The organism is Saccharothrix deserti (assembly GCF_009769385.1).
Lineage (GTDB): Bacteria > Actinomycetota > Actinomycetes > Mycobacteriales > Pseudonocardiaceae > Actinosynnema > Actinosynnema deserti.
On sequence record NZ_VKAB01000015.1, the window covers coordinates 20,931 to 36,736 of the forward strand.

The following is a 15,806-nucleotide window of genomic DNA, read 5'->3' on the forward strand; positions in this document are numbered from 1 at the left end:
GGAGTGCGTGGACGTTGCGGAGAACCTGCGCGGACAGCTGGTCGACTCGCTCCTGGCCGCCAACGTGCTCCGCGACCCGCGCTGGGCGGAGGCGTTTCGCCAGGTCCCACGGCATGCGTTCCTGGCGGGGTTCTTCGTCCAGCGCCCGGACGGCACCTGGGAGCCGGTGACCTCGGAGCACCCGGACCACCTCGCGCTGGTCTACCGCAACGAGGTCTGCGTGACCCAGCTGAACGGCGACGACCGCGCGTGGGAGCAAGCACTCGCCACCGGATCCGTGACGGGGGTACCCACCAGTTCGTCGAGCATGCCGACGATCATGGCGATCATGCTGGAGGCCCTGGCGGTCGCGCCGGGCGACCACGTGCTGGAGATCGGCACCGGCACCGGCTACAACGCCGCCCTGCTCAGCCACGTGCTCGGCGACTCGCGGGTGACCTCGATCGACGTCGACCCCGGCGTGCTGGCGCGGGCCGCGGACCGGCTCGCCGCCACCGGCTACCACCCGACGTGCGTGGCGGGCGACGGCGAGCAGGGGTACGCGCCTCGCGCCCCTTACGACCGCATCCTCGGCACCTGCGCCGTGTCCCGCATCCCGTCCGCGTGGCTCGAGCAGACCGCGCCCGGCGGGCTGATCGTCACCACGCTCAACCGGGTCATCGGCGCCGGGCTGGTGCGGCTGACCGTGCGCGACGGGCAGGGCATCGGGCGCGTGCTGCTGGAGGACGGCCGGTTCATGCCGCTCCGCGCGCACCGCCAGTCGTGGGCCGACGACGCCCTGCGTGACGCCCTGACCGCCGAACCGGCCGGCTCTCGCACGACCTTGCTGCCGTCCCGCGCGGTGGTGGACCCGTCCAGCGGCTTCGAGTTCTTCGCTGGTCTGACGCTGTCCGAGGTCGCGACCGGCGCCGACCCGATCCGGTTGGTGCACCCCGACGGCTCGTGGGTCAGACATCGCGGTGCCGTGGTCGACCAAGGCGGCCCGCGCGCGCTGTGGGACGAAGCCGAAGCCGCCTACCGGCAGTGGCGAGCGCTCGGCAAACCGCGCCGCCACCACTTCACCTTCACCGCGACCCCGACCGAGCAGTACTTCGCCCTGGACGGCACCACGCTGACCTGGCCGCTCCCCTGACCGGGGGTCGACCGCTCAGTCGAGCAGTTCCTCCAGGAAGCTGCGCTTGCGGCGCGGGTAGTACCCAGGTGGATACCCGGGCGGGTACGCGGGCGGCGGCGGACCGGTCACGGTGCCGGGCGGCGGCTGGTACGGGGGCGGTGCGCCCGCGGGCGTGCCGGGCATCGGGGTGCCGGGTGGTGGCTGGTAGGGCGGAGGCGGACCGGGCGCGGGCGCAGGTGCGGGCGGAGGTGCGGGCGGCGGCGGCTGCTCACCCTCCACTGGCGTGGCACCTTCCACTGGCGTGGCACCTTCCACCGGCACAGCTCCCTCGACCGGCGCAGCGCTCTCCACCGGCGCGGCGTCGACTGGCGTGGCGCCGTCCACGGGCACGGGCACGGCCATCGTCGGAACGGGAGGCATGACGGGAGCGGGCGGGAGAACAGGAGCGGGAGGCAGGACGGGCACGCCTTCCGGCCGGTACGGCTGCGCGTAGTGCGCCCGCTCGGCGGCGATGATCTGCTCCAGCTCGCCGCCGTCCAGGAAAACGCCCCTGCAGTTCTCGCACTGCTCGATGTGCACGGAACCACGGCTGATCGTCTGCATGAGGTCCTGGCATTTCGGGCAGATCACATACCCGAGGATACGCACGACACAGGGGTGACCGCGCCACCACCAACCGTGATCGGTCAGTCATGATGCGGTGGTGTCCAGATTCCGCCAGCGGGCCGTGCTCACCGGGTGCGTGTTGGCCGCCGTGCTCGCCACGGCCGGCCTGTTCGTCACCGACTACGGCATCGACCCCGATCTGTGGCTGACCGGCCTGGCCCTCGGGTTCCTGGCGCTGCTCGCCGTGCTGGACCCGTGGCTGCACCGCAGGCGCGCCGCGGGCCTGGCCACCGACGACAACCTCGACGCCGCCGCGAACGCCCTCGCCCGCGCCCTGCACGCCCAGTGGAACGAGGAGTGCCGCGCCCGCGGCCTGCACGACAACCTCCTCGACCTGCACTGGAGCGCGCTCGAAGGCGAACCCGGGCACAGTGACGCGATCGTCCGCGCGTTCCAGCGCAGTCCCCGCATGGTGTTCCTCGGCGACCCCGGCGCGGGCAAGAGCACCACGGCGATGCTGCTCACCATCGGCCTGCTCGACCGGCACCCCGACGGCCCGGTGCCGTTCCTGCTCCCGCTGTCCACATGGAACCCGAACGCGGAGGACGTCCGCACCTGGATGACCCGCCGGCTCTACGAGGACCACCCGGCGCTGCGCAACACCGAGCTGTACGGCAGCTACGCCGCGGACCTGCTGGTCGAGCAGCGCCGCGTCTTCCCGGTGCTCGACGGCCTGGACCAGATCCCGCGCGAACGGCGTGCCGACGCCCTGGACCGGATCAACCGCGCGTTCCCCGGCTCGCAGCCGCTGGTGCTGACCAGCCGAACCGAGGAGTTCGCCGAGGCGGGCACCCCGATCGCCGGCGCGCACGTCGTGCAGCTCCAGCCGCTGGACCACGAGGAGATCGCGGGCTACCTGCGTTCGGTCTCGGACCCGGTCACGGCGGCCCGCTGGGAGCCGATCTTCCTGCACCTGCGCGACGAGCCGGACGGTCGGCTGGCCGAGGCGCTGTCCACGCCGCTCGCGCTGTGGCTGGCCGGCGTCGTCTACGGGTACGGCGAGCCGAGTGAACTGCTGGACCGCGGCCGGTTCCCGGACCGCCGCGCCGTCGAGGACCACCTGGTCGACCTGCTGGTCAACGGCGCGTTCGGCGACCGCTCGGTGGCGCACCAGGCCCGCGCGAGCCAGGTCTGGGCACGGGACAAGGCCACCCGCTGGCTCGCGTTCCTGGCCGACGAGATGCACGAGCGGGGCGTCCACGAGCTGGCCTGGTGGGAGCTGCGCCGTTCGGTCGGCAGCACGTGGTTGGCGCTGCTCGGCGCGATCTCGCTGGGCACGATCGGCGGGTTCGGCGTCGGCTGGCTGATGGCCTACGCGAGCACGCCGAAGCTGGCCCCGATCACCGGTCTGGCCGCCGGGCTCGCGGTGGCGGTGGCCGCGCTGTACGCGTCCGGGCACCGGGTGCCGAAGCCGCGGCTGGGCGTGTGGCGCAGCCTGGTCGTGGTCAGCGGCGTGCTGGGGACGGCGGCGGGTCTGGTGTTCGGCGCGCTGTACGGGCTGTCCGCGGGTCTGGTCGTCGGCCTGGGCATCGGGGTGGCGGTGGCGCTGCGGTTCGCGTTGGGCAGCAGCGCCGAGTTGAGCCACCCGTCGAGTCCGAAGTGGACGATGGCGCGGGACCGGGTCGCGGTGTGGACCGGGTCGCTGGTGCTGGCCGTGGTGTTCGGCGCCGCCGCCGGTCTGGTGTTCGGGCCGACCCAGTCGGGCATGGTCGGGCTCGGCCTGGCGTGCGGGCTGATGCTCGGCTTCACGCTGTCCGTGCTGCACCTGCGCTGGTGGTGGTTCACCGTGGCGCGGATCTGGCTGGCGCTGCGCGGCAAGCTGCCGTGGGAGCTGATGGTGTTCCTGGAGGACGCGCGCAAGCTCGGCGTGCTGCGGCAGGCGGGCGCCGCCTACCAGTTCCGGCACGCGTTGGTGCAGGACCGGCTGGCGGGCGCCCGCCCGGCGGAGGTCAGGTCGGACGCCTAGCTCCGGACACCTCGGACGCCCGGCTTCAGACGCCCGGCTTCAGACGCCCGGCTTCAGACGCCCGGCTTCAGACGCCCGGCTTCAGACGCTCAGCTTGCGCAGCCGGCCGATCGCCTCGTCCAGCACCTCGTCCCGCTTGCAGAACGCGAACCGCACCAGGTGCCGCCACTCGTCCGGGTGGTCGGTGAACACCTGCACCGGCACGGCCGCGACACCGATCCGCTCGGGCAGCTCCCGGCACAGCTGCGCACCGTCGGTGAAGCCGAGCGGGCGGACGTCCGCGGTGATGAAGTACGTGCCCTCGCTCGGCCGCACCGAGAACCCGGCGTCGGCCAGCCCGTCGGCCAGCCGCGACCGCTTGTTCTGCAACGACGCCCGCAGGTCCTCCACCCAAGCCAGCTCATGCCGCAACGCGTGCGCGACGGCCGGCTGGAACGGCGCGCCGCCCACGAAGGTCAGGAACTGCTTGGCCGCGCGCACCGCGCCGACCAGCTCGGCGGGACCGCACGCCCAGCCGATCTTCCAGCCCGTGCAGTTGAACGACTTGCCCGCGCCGGAGATCGTGACGGTCCGCTCGGCCATGCCGGGGAACGTGGCCAGCGGCACGTGCTCCAGTCCGTCGAACACCAGGTGCTCGTACACCTCGTCGGTGATCGCCACGATGTCGTGCTCGACGCACAGCGCGGCGACCGCGGCCAGCTCCTCGCGGTTGAGCACCGTCCCGGTCGGGTTGTGCGGCGAGTTGAGCAGCAACGCCCTGGTCCGCGGCCCGATGGCGGCCCGCAGCGCCTCGACGTCCAGCCCGAGCCGCCCCGTGCCCGGCTCCTCGACCAGGCCCACGGTCCGCCGGGTCGCGCCGGCCAACGCCACGGACGCCGCGTAGGAGTCGTAGTAGGGCTCGATGAGCACGACCTCGTCACCGGGTTCCACCAGGGCGAGCAACGCGGAGGCGATGGCTTCCGTGGCGCCCACCGTCACCAGGATCTCGGTGTCGGGGTCGTAGTGCGTTCCGTAGCGCGCTCGGTGCTCGGAGATCGCGTGGCGCAGCTCCGGCATACCGGGGCCGGGCGGGTACTGGTTGAGCCCGCCGTCGATGGACGCCTTGGCGACCTCCAGCATCCCCACCGGGCCGTCGGTGTCCGGGAAACCCTGCCCGAGGTTCACCGCCCCGGTGCGAACCGCCAACGCGGTCATCTCCGCGAAGATCGTCGAGGTGAACGGCCGCATCCTGGGGACTAGCGCTGGTACCCGCACAAGCCGGAATCTTCACGGACAATGGCGGCGTGGAGCAACTGACCGCCGCTGACCAGCTCAAGCGCCAGGGCCTGCGCCGGATGAAACTGGTGGCCACCGGCTTCTTCCTGGCGGCCACCGCGATCTTCCTCATCGCCCTGCTCTTCGAGGACGGCGGCCCGGCCTGGATCGGGTACGTCCGCGCCGCGGCCGAGGCGGGCATGGTCGGCGCGCTCGCCGACTGGTTCGCCGTGACCGCGCTTTTCCGCAGGCCACTGGGGCTGCCGATCCCGCACACGGCGATCATCCCGACCCGCAAGGACAGCTTCGGCGACGCGCTGGGGTCGTTCGTCGGGACGAACTTCCTGTCCGAGGCGGTGGTGCGGGACAAGCTGCGCCGGGTCGGCATCGCACGGCGTCTCGGCGAGTGGGTCGCCAACCAGGATCACGCCGAACGGGTGACGTCCGAACTGGCCAACGTGGTCCGCGGCGCGGTCACCGTGCTGCGGGACGACGACGTGCAGGCCGTGGTCGAGCAGGCGGTGGTGCGGCGGCTCGTCGACCAGCAGTGGGGTCCGCCGCTGGGCAAGCTGCTCGGTCAGGTGCTCACCGACGGCGCGCACCACAAGCTCGTGGACCTGGTGTGCGACCGGGCGTACGACTGGGTGCGGGACAACTACGACAAGGTCATGAACGTGGTGTCGGACCGGGCGCCGTCGTGGTCGCCGAAGTTCGTGGACTCGCTGCTAGGCGACAAGGTCTACAGCGAGCTGCTGGACTTCGCGTGGGCGGTGAAGACCGACGCCAACCACCCGATGCGGTTGGCGGTGGACCAGTTCCTGATCGAGTTCGCGACCGACCTGCGGACCGACCCGGCGACCATGCAGCGGGCCGAGCAGGTCAAGCAGCAGCTCGTGTCGCACCCGGACGTGCAGCGGCTCATCGGGTCGGCTTGGGGCACGGCGAAGAAGATGCTGCTCGACGCGGCCGAGGACCCGTCGTCCGAGCTGCGCAAGCGCGTGCGCGAGGGGCTGATGTCGTTCGGCCGGCGGTTGATCGAGGACGAGGTGATGCGCGCGAAGGTCGACGGGTGGCTCGAAGGCGCGGCGGGGTACGTGGTGACCAACTACCGCCACGAGATCACCACGCTGATCACCGACACGGTCGAGCGCTGGGACGCCGAGGAGACCTCGCGCAAGATCGAACTGCAGGTCGGCCGCGACCTGCAGTTCATCCGCATCAACGGCACCGTCGTGGGCGCGCTCGCCGGCCTGGTGATCTACACCTTCAGCCAACTGGTCGTCTGACCCCGCACCCCCGAACGCTCAACTCAGGCATCCCGAACGCAGGACACACGCCTTCCGAACGTAGGACACACCTGCGCTGAACGTAGGACACACGCGTGTGTCCTACGTTCAAGCTGCGTGTGTCCTGCGTTCGGAACAGGTGGGTTGAACGCTCAGGTCACGCTGAGGGCCCGGCGTTCCCGCCAGTTGCGCGCCTTCTCCCGGTTGCCGCACGTCTGCATCGAGCACCAGGTGCGCGAGCGGTTGCGCGAACGGTCGAAGAACGCCCACCGGCAGTCGTCCGCTTGGCAGATCTTGAACCGCTCCCACGACCCGAGCACCGCGAGCCGCGCCGCCGCGCCGAGCACCGCGCCCAGGGCATCGGTGCTGGACATCGTCGGCACGCCGTGGCTGAGATCGACACGCACCAGCCCCGCGGCGGGGGTCGGATCGGGTCCGTCGTGCCGTTCACCCAGCGAGGCCCGCAGCGACGCGCGGGCGGCGCGGACCTCCTCCGGATCACCCGCGCGGCCGAGGCCGCGTTCGGTGACCCACGCGCGCCAAGCGGCGGCGCTGTCGAGGACGTCAGTGCCGAGTTCGAGATCTCGGGTGTTCAGGAAAGCGAGCAGCAGCTCCACATCGTGTTCCGCATCGCCGGCTCGACCCTGCGTGAAAGCCGCGTGGTCCCAGCCGGCCGCCAGACCAGTCACCCCTCCACTGTAGGCGTCGAAGAGCAACGATGTGGCGAAGTAACCGTCAAACGACGATGACCGGTTAGTCCAGCTGCCCGTCGGCACACCTCTCCACGTTCGGCCGATCGGAGTATGAACCGTGTGTATACCTCGTGTGTATAGTTCGCTCCCATGTCGATCGGACACACCCTGCTCGGCCTGCTGGAAAAAGGCCCACGGCACGGATACGACCTGAAGAGGGCCTACGACGAGCGCTTCGGCCAAGACCGGCCGCTGCACTACGGGCAGGTCTACACCACCCTGTCGCGCCTGCTCCGCAACGGCCTCGTCGAGGAGGCGGGCGTCGAAGCGGGCGACGGTCCGGAACGCAAGCGGTACGCGATCACGGGCGCGGGCGTGACGGATGTGGAGCACTGGCTGGGCACGCCGGAGAAGCCGGAGCCCTACCTGCAGAACACGCTCTACGCGAAGGTCGTGCTGGCCCTGCTGTCCGGACGCAGCGCGGACGACGTGCTCGACGTCCAGCGCGCCGCCCACCTGGCCGCGATGCGCGAGCTGACCAAGCGCAAGGCGTCCGGCGACCTGGCCGACCAGCTGATCTGCGACCACGCCCTGTTCCACCTCGAGGCCGACCTGCGCTGGCTGGAGCTCACCGCCGCACGCCTCGGCCAGCTGAAGACGGCGGTGACCCGATGAACGACGGAGGATTCACGCGTGGCCCAGGACCGGTGGACGGCCCAGGACCGGTGAAGGTGCTGCTGGAAGCCGTCGACCTGCACAAGGCGTTCGGGCCGACGCCCGCGCTGGACGGCGCCGGCCTGAGCGTGCGCGCCGGCGAGGTCGTGGCCGTGATGGGCCCGTCCGGCTCGGGCAAGTCGACCCTGCTGCACTGCATGGCCGGGATCCTGACGCCGGACAAGGGCACCGTGCGCTACCGCGACGTGGAGCTGAGCGCGATGGGCGACGGCCAGCGCAGCGAGTTGCGGCGCACCGAGTTCGGGTTCGTGTTCCAGTTCGGCCAGCTGGTGCCGGAGCTGAGCTGCCTGGAGAACGTCGCCCTGCCGCTGCGGCTTGGTTCGGTGAAGCGCAAGGAAGCCGAGTCGCGCGCCCGCGAGTGGCTGGAGCGGCTGGAGGTGTCCGACGTCGCCGACAAGCGTCCGGGCGAGACGTCCGGCGGCCAGGGCCAGCGGGTCGCGGTGGCACGCGCCCTGGTGACGGGCCCGCGGGTGGTGTTCGCCGACGAGCCGACGGGCGCGCTCGACTCGCTCAACGGCGAGCGGGTGATGCAGTTGCTGGTCACCGCGGCGAAGGAGACCAACGCGGCGGTGGTGCTGGTGACGCACGAACCGCGCGTGGCGGCGTACTCCGACCGCGAGGTCGTCGTGCGCGACGGGCGATCGCGTGAGATGGAGCCGGTCACGTGAAGCAGTGGTTCACCGACCTCGCGCTGGGCGTCCGGCTGGCTCTCGGCGGCGGTCGCACGTCGTGGGTGCGGCTCGCGTTGACCGGCGCGGGCATCGGCATCGGCGTGGCCGTGCTGCTGGCGTCGGCCTCGGTCACCACGGTGTTATCCGAGCGCGACGAACGGCAGGCCGCGAACGCGCCGGTCACCGGCGAGCAGACGTCGGGGGACGTCCTGTACTCGACGTTCTGGTTCACCGAGTACCGCGGCGAGTCGATCACCGGGCGGTTCGTGAAGGGCAGCGGCCCGGACGCGCCGGTGCCGCCGGGCATGTCGAAGGTCCCCGGCGACGGCGAGGTGTTCGTGTCGCCGGCGCTCGCGAAGCTGTTGGAGTCGCCGGAGGGGGAGCTGCTGCGGGAGCGGTTCCCGCAACAGCTGATCGGCACCATCGACGATGTCGGCCTGAACACGCCGCACGACCTCCTGTTCTACGCGGGTGACGCGACCGTCCCGGAGGACGACGGCACCGCGATCTCCCGGTTCGGCGGGCAGTTGACCGAGCGCGCCCTCGACCCGGTGCTGTCCCTGCTGGTCATGGTCGGCGTGGTCGCGCTGCTGTTCCCGGTGCTGGTGTTCGTGGGGATCAGCACGCGGCTGGCCGGGGCCGAGCGGGACCGCAGGCTGGCGGCGTTGCGGCTGGTCGGCGCCGGATCGCAGCGGGTGCGCCGGATCGCGGCGGGTGAAGCGCTGCTCGGCGCGTTCGTCGGGCTGGCGGTGGGCACGGTACTGTTCTTCATCGGACGGCAGTTCGTGGACGACATCCAGGTGCTGGGGCTCAGCGCGTTCGTGAGCGACTTGACCCCGTCGTTGCCGTTCGCGGTCATGATCGCCGTGCTGGTGCCGGTGATGGCGGTGGTCACGTCGGTGATCGCGATGCGGCGCACGGTGATCGAGCCGCTGGGCGTGGTGCGCCGGGCGAAGCCGGTGCGCCGGGTGCTGTGGTGGCGGTTGGTGCCGCTCGTCGTCGGCGTGGGGGTGCTGATCACCCAGGCCGGCGCGTTCGGCGGGTCGCAGAGCCGGGGGTCCGCGCCGATCGTGATCGGCGGGATCGTGATGCTGCTGCTGGCGATCCCGGTGCTGCTGCCGTGGGTGGTGGAACGCGCGGTGGGCCGTGTGCGCGGTGGCGCGCCGTCGTGGCAGCTGGCGATCCGCAGGCTCCAGTTGGAGAGCGGCACGGCGGCTCGCGTGGTCGGCGGTGTGGCGGTGGTCCTGGCCGGAGGCATCGCGCTGCAGTCCGTGATGGCCAGCGCCCAGAGCGAGGTCATGGACAGTCCGGGACCGGAGGTCGACCGGGGCCGGATCACGATCAACCTGCGTGAGTCGACGCCCGAGTTGGTCGAGCAGACAGCGGGCCTGGTGGCGCGGACCGCGGGCGTGGCAGAAGTCCACACGCTGCGAAACCTGGGGTTCAAGGCCGGCGAGGACGACTACCACTCGGCGTTCGTCGGCAACTGCGAAGCCCTGAGGACGCAGGCGGTTCTGCCGAGCTGCCAGGACGGCGACTCGTTCTACGTCGAAACCGCCTTCTCCCGGGGCCACCGGTCGCTGCTCAAGGCCGGCCAGCGGGTCACGATGTTCGAGGATTCCACCGGGGACCAGCGGGAAGGTCCACAATGGACGGTACCGGAGTTCACCGTGGTCAAGCCACCGAGTGAGTCGATCAACTTCCAGAGCGGCCTGTTGCTCACGCCGTCCGTGGCGCGTGCCATGCCGGTCGAACCCGAGAGCTCCAACCTGCTGGTGCTGATCGACCAGGACGAGCGGGACGTCGCGGAGCACGTCCGCAACGCCGTGGCCCCGATAACGTGGCGCTCCTACGTGTCCTACTTCGGCGAGGCCGACGTCTCCCAGCGGGTGGAGCAGTTCCAGAGCATCCGGCAAGGCCTGTTGGCGGGGTCCCTGATCACGCTGCTGCTGGCGGGCGCGAGTCTGCTGGTGCTGGCCCTGGAACAGGTCCGCGAACGCAGGCGGCCACTCGCGGTCCTGGCGGCGAGCGGTGTCCCGCGAGGCGCCCTGGGCAGGTCGCTCCTCTGGCAGAACGCGGTGCCGCTCCTGTTGGCGCTGGTCGTGGCCGTGGGTGTGGGCGGTGCTCTGGCGGTCCTGCTGTTGCGGATCATGTCCCAGCCGATCGTCCTCGACTGGCCGGGCATCGCGGTGCTCAGCGGCGCGGCGGCGTTCATGGTCGTCGTGGTGACCGTCCTGTCGCTGCCGTCACTGCGGCGGGCGACGGGCGCGCTGGGCCTGCGTTCCGAGTAACCCGCACATCTTGTCCACGTCGGCAGGCCACGTCGAGGCCCCCCTTGGCGTCTCAAGAGATGTGATCCCTATGCAGCACCCCCACCGCACCCCCCGAAGAGGCGGCCGGAGCACTCAGGACGCGCTCCGATGAGGTGGGCCGCCGACCTGGTCCTGGGCGTTCGACTGGCTGTCGGGGGCAGTCGGACGTCCTGGGCCAGGTTGGCGCTCACCGCCGCCGGCGTCGGCCTCGGTGTCACCGTCCTGCTCCTGGCCGCCTCCATCGGGCCGGCCCGCGAGGCGAAGTCCCAACGCGTCCAGGCCGCGTCCCTCACCTCCACCGAGGCGGACTCCACCCTCAAAGCCCGCAACGTCAGCGTCTCCTGGCGAGGCCACCTCATCACCGGTGTGGAACTGGCCGCCACCACGCCCGACGCCCCCGCACCGCCCGGTGTCGGCCGCATCCCCGGTCCGGGTGAACTGGTCGTCTCCCCCGAACTCCTCGACCTGATGCGCACCGACGACTCGGTCCGCGCCCGCTTCCCGGAAAGCGTCATCGGGGTGATCGCCGACGCCGGCCTGCCGAGGCCGAAGTCCCTGATCTTCTACGCCGGCCTGTCCGAAGCCCACTTCGACAACGCCTACTCGGCCACCGGCTTCGGCAGCGACCTGCCCCCGTCGACCCTGCTGCCCGTCTACCGGCTGCTGATGGTCGCCGCGATCAGCGCCCTGCTCGTCCCGCTCGGCATCTTCATCCTGGTCGCCACCCGCCTCGGCGCGACCGGCCGCGAACAGCGCCTGGCCGCGATCCGCCTGGTCGGCGCGTCCCGCAACCAGATCCGCTGGATCGCGAGCGGTGAGACGTTGACGGGGGCCGTGCTCGGGTTGCTCGTCGGCGTGGCGCTGTTCTTCGCCGCACGGCCGCTCGCCCGGTTCATCGAGGTCGAGGGGGTCGGCTTCTTCCCGACCGACCTGCTGCCCGACCCGCTGCTCGGCGCCATGATCGCCCTCGGCGTGCCGGTGGTGGCGGTCGTGTCGGCCCTGCTCGCGCTGCGCACGGAGGAGGTCGGCCCGCTCGGCCTGTCCCGCGCCGTCGAACTGCCGCGGTACCGGGCGTGGTGGCGGTTCGGGCTGATCGGCGCGGGTGCCCTGCTGATCGTGGTGATCTCCGCGACCGGCAACTACTGGCAGTTGATGACCGACGCGCGCCTGGCCGTCAGCCTCGGTCTGGGCATCGCGCTGGTCCTCGCCGGCACGGGTGCGGTGCTGCCGTGGCTGGTCGGCAAGGTCGCCCACCGCCTCGAACCGGACGGCATCGCGCCGCTGCTCGCATTACGCACCCTCCGGTTCGACTCGGGCACCCCACGCGTGCTGTCCGGCGTCGTCGTGGTGCTCACCGGCTCGTTGACGCTCCAGGTCCTGCTCGGCGTGGCGGCCCAGTTCACCGCCGCCCCACCGTCCGACACCCCCGACCGCTGGGTGCTCAACCTGCCCCTGCACACCCCGGTCCGGTCGCTGGAAGAGGCGATCGCGCTGGTCGGCGGCGTGCGGGAGGTCAGCGAGGTGCGCCGGCACCGCCTGGAGGACACCACCGTCACGAGTACCGACTGCGCCGAGATCGCCGAACGCCTGGAGGTCGAGGACTGCGTGACCGGCTCCGCCTACCTGGTCGGCCCCGGTCCCGCACCCGGCACGAAGGTCACCGTCAACGGCCGGGAGTGGGTCGTGCCGCAGTACAAGACGGTGGCCGAGGGTCCGCGAGGGCTGCTCGTCGCGGGCGGAGCCGATCCGGTGCTGGCGACCATCCCGCCGTCCGAACTGGTCGTGCGGGGTGACCCGGACGAGTCCTTCGGTGATCGCCTGCTGGCCGCCACCGGCCGGGCCGACCGCGGCGTCACGCTGCGCCGACCGGTCGAAGCCGGGCAGGTCGAGCTGTTCACGTCCCTGCGCAGCGGTGTCATCGGCGGATCGGTGCTGCTCACCCTGCTGGCCGTGATCGGTCTCGCGGCGGCGGCCGTCGACCAGGTCCACGAACGCCGCCGCGCCACGGCGGTGCTGGTCGCGAACGGCGTGCCGCCGAAGGTCCTCGCGGTGTCCGCGCTGTGGCAGTCGGCGATACCCGCGGCGCTCGGCATCGGGCTGGCCATCCCGATCGGCCTCGGCACGGCGTGGTTGGTGGCGCCGGTCGAACGGTTCCGCGTCGACTGGACCGAGATCGCCACCACGGTCGCCGCCGCGGCGGTCGTCGTCCTCGTGGTGTCCCTGTGCACGCTGCCGGCGCTGCGCTCGGCGATCCGCCCGACCGGTCTGCGAACCGAGTGACGACGCGGCGAACCGGGTAGCGACGCACGAAAACGATCACCGGTTCCCCCTGCCACACCATCGGGCGGCACCGGTATCCCCAGGTCAGCCGGGTTGCTCTCAAGGAGCATGCAAGATCGGACCAACACTGAACTGCTCACCCGCGCACAGGCGGGCGACGAGGCCGCGTGGGACGAGATCGTCCGCCGGTACGTGCGCCTGGTCTGGGCGGTACCGAGGTCGCACCGGCTGAGCCCGGACGACGCGGCCGACGTCTGCCAGGCCACCTGGCTGGCGCTGGCCGAGAACCTGCACCGCATCCGCCGTCCCGACCGGCTGGGCGCGTGGCTGGTCACGACCAGCCGGCGCGAGACGCTGACCGTGCTGCGCCTGCGCGGCCGGGAAGAGCCGGTCGACCTGTGGGAACAGCCCGACGACGGGCCGTCGCCCGAGGAGGTGGCGCTGGCGGGTGACGCCGGGCCGGGGCTGTGGCGCGCGTACGTGACGCTGACCGACCGTTGCCGGGAGATCCTGCGGCTGGCGGCGTTCGCGCCGGAGTTGTCGTTCACGCAGGTCGCGGAGGCGGTCGGCGTCCCGGTCAACAGCCTGGGCGCCACCCGCGGCCGGTGCCTGGCCGTGCTGCGCCGCCGAATCGGCGTCGAGGTGGCCCGATGACCACCGACCGCGAACTGCTCGACAGCCTCGCCCACCTCGTGGACGACCTCGACCCGACACCGGAAACCCTTGCCGCGAAGGCACAACGCGCGTTGCGCGAACGCACCGACGCGGCGGCGATGCGGCTGCTCTCCGACTCGGTGCGGGGCGCCCCGCCCGGTATGCGCGGGCGGGGCGGCACGCGGACGTTGACCTTCACCGACCTCGACCTGCGGCTCGACCACGTGACGGGTGGCCTGCACGCGACGGGGCTGGTCCGTGCCGGGACGGGCACGCTCGCCGTGGCGCGGTGGCCGGGAGGTCAGGTGACGGCGGCGATCGACCCGGCGGGCTGGTTCCACGTCGAGCGGCTGCCGTTCGGGCCGGTCAGGTTCGTGCTGCGGGGTGCGGGCCGCGATCACGCCACGCCGTGGTTCGTCGCATGACGGCCCACCGCATCACGCCCGACCGTTCCCTGGCCCTGGTCGGCCGCGCGGAAGCCCTGCTCAACACCGGTCTGGTGCGTGAGGCGACCGCGCTGCTGCGGCCGGCGGTCGACTCACGGCTGCCCGAAGCGCTGCTGCTCGCCGCGCGGTGCGCGTTGCGGGACAACAACTTCGCCGCCGCCCGTGCGCTGGCCGCCGAGGCGGAAGACCTGTTCCGCGGCGAGAACCGCCTGTCTTGGGTACCGGCCGCCCAGGCCGTGGCTCTGCGCGCGGGCGCTTCCGGTTCCTCCGGCTCTTCCGGCTCTTCCGGCTCACCGATCGAGGTCGCGGACGCGTGCGACCGGTATGGACACCACAACGACGCGGCCGAACTCCGGCTGCTCCACGCGCCCGAACAGGCAGCCGCGCGCAGGCACCGGGGCACGTCCCGGTCGAAGGCCATCGGCTGGCTGGCCCGCGCCCGCCTGGCACAGACCCGACGCGGCGCGGTGGCCGCGTGCCGGGCAGGACTGGCCCTGCCCGAACCCGACACACACGGAGACCTGGTGGACATCGCCCTCGACCACGCCCTGGCCTGCGGAGACGCCCGATCGGCGCTGCGCTGGAGCGAACGTCGGCCGGCCCAGCCGCCGGAACCCCTGCCCGAGGTCGCCGAGGTGCGCGCCGAACTGCGCCTCGCCCGTGTCCAGGGTGATCGGGACCGGATCATGCGGCTGGAACGTGAGATCCACAGGCTGGCACGCTCGCCGCGCGTTCTCGGACGGCCGATCGTCCCGCTCACGGATGTCGTGGACGCGTTGGAGGACAGGGCTCTGCTGATCTTCATCAGCCATCGCGGCAGGTTGGTGGCGGTGTCCGTCGCTGCCGGGCGGGTCAGGCTGCACGACTGCGGTGAGGCCCGGACCACGGCCCGGCACGTGCGTTCGCTGTCGCTCGCCGACGCTCCGCACGCGATCGCCGACCTCGACCGCCTGCTGCGGCCGGCGGGCGATCGGCCGCTGGTCGTCGTGCCGAGCCCGGAGCTGGCGCGGATGCCGTGGGCCGCACTGCCTTCCGCCCGTGCGCGGGCGCTTTCGGTGGCGCCGTCGGCGAGTTGTTGGCACCGGGCGAACACGCGTCCGTTGACCTTGGAGAACCGTCTTTGGGTCGCCGGGCCGTCCCTCCTGCACGCGCACCGGGAGGTCGAGGCGTTGCGCCGGACGCACGGCGGGCGGTTCCGCTCCACGGTGGACGAGACGTTGCGCGAGATGGCCCACGCGGACGTCGCGCACATCGCCGCTCACGGCGTCCGGCAAGACGAATTGTTTTCGTACCTGCAACTGGACGACGGGCCGCTGCACGGTCACGACCTCAACGGGTTGGCGCGTGCGCCGTCGGTCGTGGTGCTGTCGGCGTGCGAGTCGGGGTTGGCGCAGGTGTTGTTGCGGCGGGGCGCGCGGGTGGTCGTGGAGAGCGTGCGGGCGGTGCCGGACGATCGGGTGGTGGACCTGATGGTCGACCTCCACGCGAACCTGGCACATCCGGCGCAAGCGCTTGCGGACGCACAGGCACGGCACGGCGATCTCGGCTTCGTCTGCGTGGGCTCAGGGTGATCGCGTGCCACCCGTCCGAGGGACGCCCATACGGGGTAACAGAACCTTCGGTACCGAAGCCGGTACTCGGGCGTCCACAGCGGACCCGACATCGGCATCTACAAAGGACAGTGACCGCCATCGCCCGATGTGGTGGACACGACGGACGGTGTTCACCGG

13 protein-coding genes are annotated in these 15,806 nt (G+C 71.9%); 10 read left to right on the forward strand and 3 right to left on the reverse strand.

Annotated elements, in window-relative coordinates:
* Positions 1–7: 7 nt before the first annotated feature.
* Entirely contained in the window at positions 8–1,132 is a 1,125-nt protein-coding gene (locus tag FM051_RS23700; RefSeq protein WP_238412608.1) for a methyltransferase domain-containing protein, read from the forward strand.
* Positions 1,133–1,147: 15 nt separating this feature from the next.
* Here the strand turns inward: FM051_RS23700 and FM051_RS53725 are convergent, their stop codons facing one another.
* Positions 1,148–1,744, reverse strand: coding sequence for a zf-TFIIB domain-containing protein (locus FM051_RS53725; protein ID WP_158846947.1), 597 nt, complete (start codon positions 1,742–1,744; stop codon positions 1,148–1,150).
* 73 nt (positions 1,745–1,817) lie between these two features.
* On the opposite strand from FM051_RS53725, the gene FM051_RS23710 reads away from it, so the two are divergent.
* Complete coding sequence (locus FM051_RS23710; protein ID WP_238412609.1) at positions 1,818–3,746, forward strand: NACHT domain-containing protein; 1,929 nt, start codon at positions 1,818–1,820, stop codon at positions 3,744–3,746.
* Positions 3,747–3,827: 81 nt separating this feature from the next.
* Here FM051_RS23710 and FM051_RS23715 read toward each other — a convergent pair whose 3' ends face one another.
* Positions 3,828–5,000 carry a pyridoxal phosphate-dependent aminotransferase gene (locus tag FM051_RS23715; protein WP_158846949.1) on the reverse strand — a complete coding sequence of 391 codons (1,173 nt, stop codon included), beginning with the start codon at positions 4,998–5,000 and terminating at the stop codon, positions 3,828–3,830.
* 29 nt (positions 5,001–5,029) lie between these two features.
* On the opposite strand from FM051_RS23715, the gene FM051_RS23720 reads away from it, so the two are divergent.
* Positions 5,030–6,286, forward strand: a complete 1,257-nt coding sequence (locus FM051_RS23720) for a DUF445 domain-containing protein (RefSeq protein ID WP_420803620.1) — start codon at positions 5,030–5,032, stop codon at positions 6,284–6,286.
* A gap of 152 nt (positions 6,287–6,438) precedes the next feature.
* Here the strand turns inward: FM051_RS23720 and FM051_RS23725 are convergent, their stop codons facing one another.
* On the reverse strand, positions 6,439–6,975 hold the full coding sequence (locus FM051_RS23725; RefSeq protein ID WP_158846951.1) for a CGNR zinc finger domain-containing protein: 537 nt from the start codon (positions 6,973–6,975) through the stop codon (positions 6,439–6,441).
* Between the two features lie 153 nt (positions 6,976–7,128).
* On the opposite strand from FM051_RS23725, the gene FM051_RS23730 reads away from it, so the two are divergent.
* The 7 genes from FM051_RS23730 (at position 7,129) to FM051_RS23760 (ending at position 15,647) form a co-directional block, all read left to right on the forward strand.
* Entirely contained in the window at positions 7,129–7,653 is a 525-nt protein-coding gene (locus FM051_RS23730; RefSeq protein WP_158846952.1) for a PadR family transcriptional regulator, read from the forward strand.
* Entirely contained in the window at positions 7,650–8,381 is a 732-nt protein-coding gene (locus tag FM051_RS23735; RefSeq protein ID WP_238412610.1) for an ABC transporter ATP-binding protein, read from the forward strand. Before FM051_RS23730 ends, FM051_RS23735 begins: the two co-directional genes overlap by 4 nt.
* Positions 8,378–10,675 (forward strand): ABC transporter permease, encoded by a 2,298-nt coding sequence (locus FM051_RS23740; RefSeq protein ID WP_158846954.1) that lies wholly within the window; start codon positions 8,378–8,380, stop codon positions 10,673–10,675. Before FM051_RS23735 ends, FM051_RS23740 begins: the two co-directional genes overlap by 4 nt.
* Positions 10,676–10,804: 129 nt before the next feature.
* Positions 10,805–12,976, forward strand: coding sequence for an ABC transporter permease (locus tag FM051_RS23745; RefSeq protein WP_158846956.1), 2,172 nt, complete (start codon positions 10,805–10,807; stop codon positions 12,974–12,976).
* Positions 12,977–13,084: 108 nt separating this feature from the next.
* Positions 13,085–13,630, forward strand: coding sequence for an RNA polymerase sigma factor (locus FM051_RS23750; protein ID WP_158846958.1), 546 nt, complete (start codon positions 13,085–13,087; stop codon positions 13,628–13,630).
* Positions 13,627–14,055 carry a hypothetical protein gene (locus tag FM051_RS23755; protein ID WP_158846960.1) on the forward strand — a complete coding sequence of 143 codons (429 nt, stop codon included), beginning with the start codon at positions 13,627–13,629 and terminating at the stop codon, positions 14,053–14,055. Before FM051_RS23750 ends, FM051_RS23755 begins: the two co-directional genes overlap by 4 nt.
* The gene (locus tag FM051_RS23760) at positions 14,052–15,647 is read left to right on the forward strand and encodes a CHAT domain-containing protein (protein ID WP_158846962.1); all 1,596 of its coding nucleotides are present in this window, start codon (positions 14,052–14,054) and stop codon (positions 15,645–15,647) included. Before FM051_RS23755 ends, FM051_RS23760 begins: the two co-directional genes overlap by 4 nt.
* Positions 15,648–15,806 lie beyond the last annotated feature (159 nt).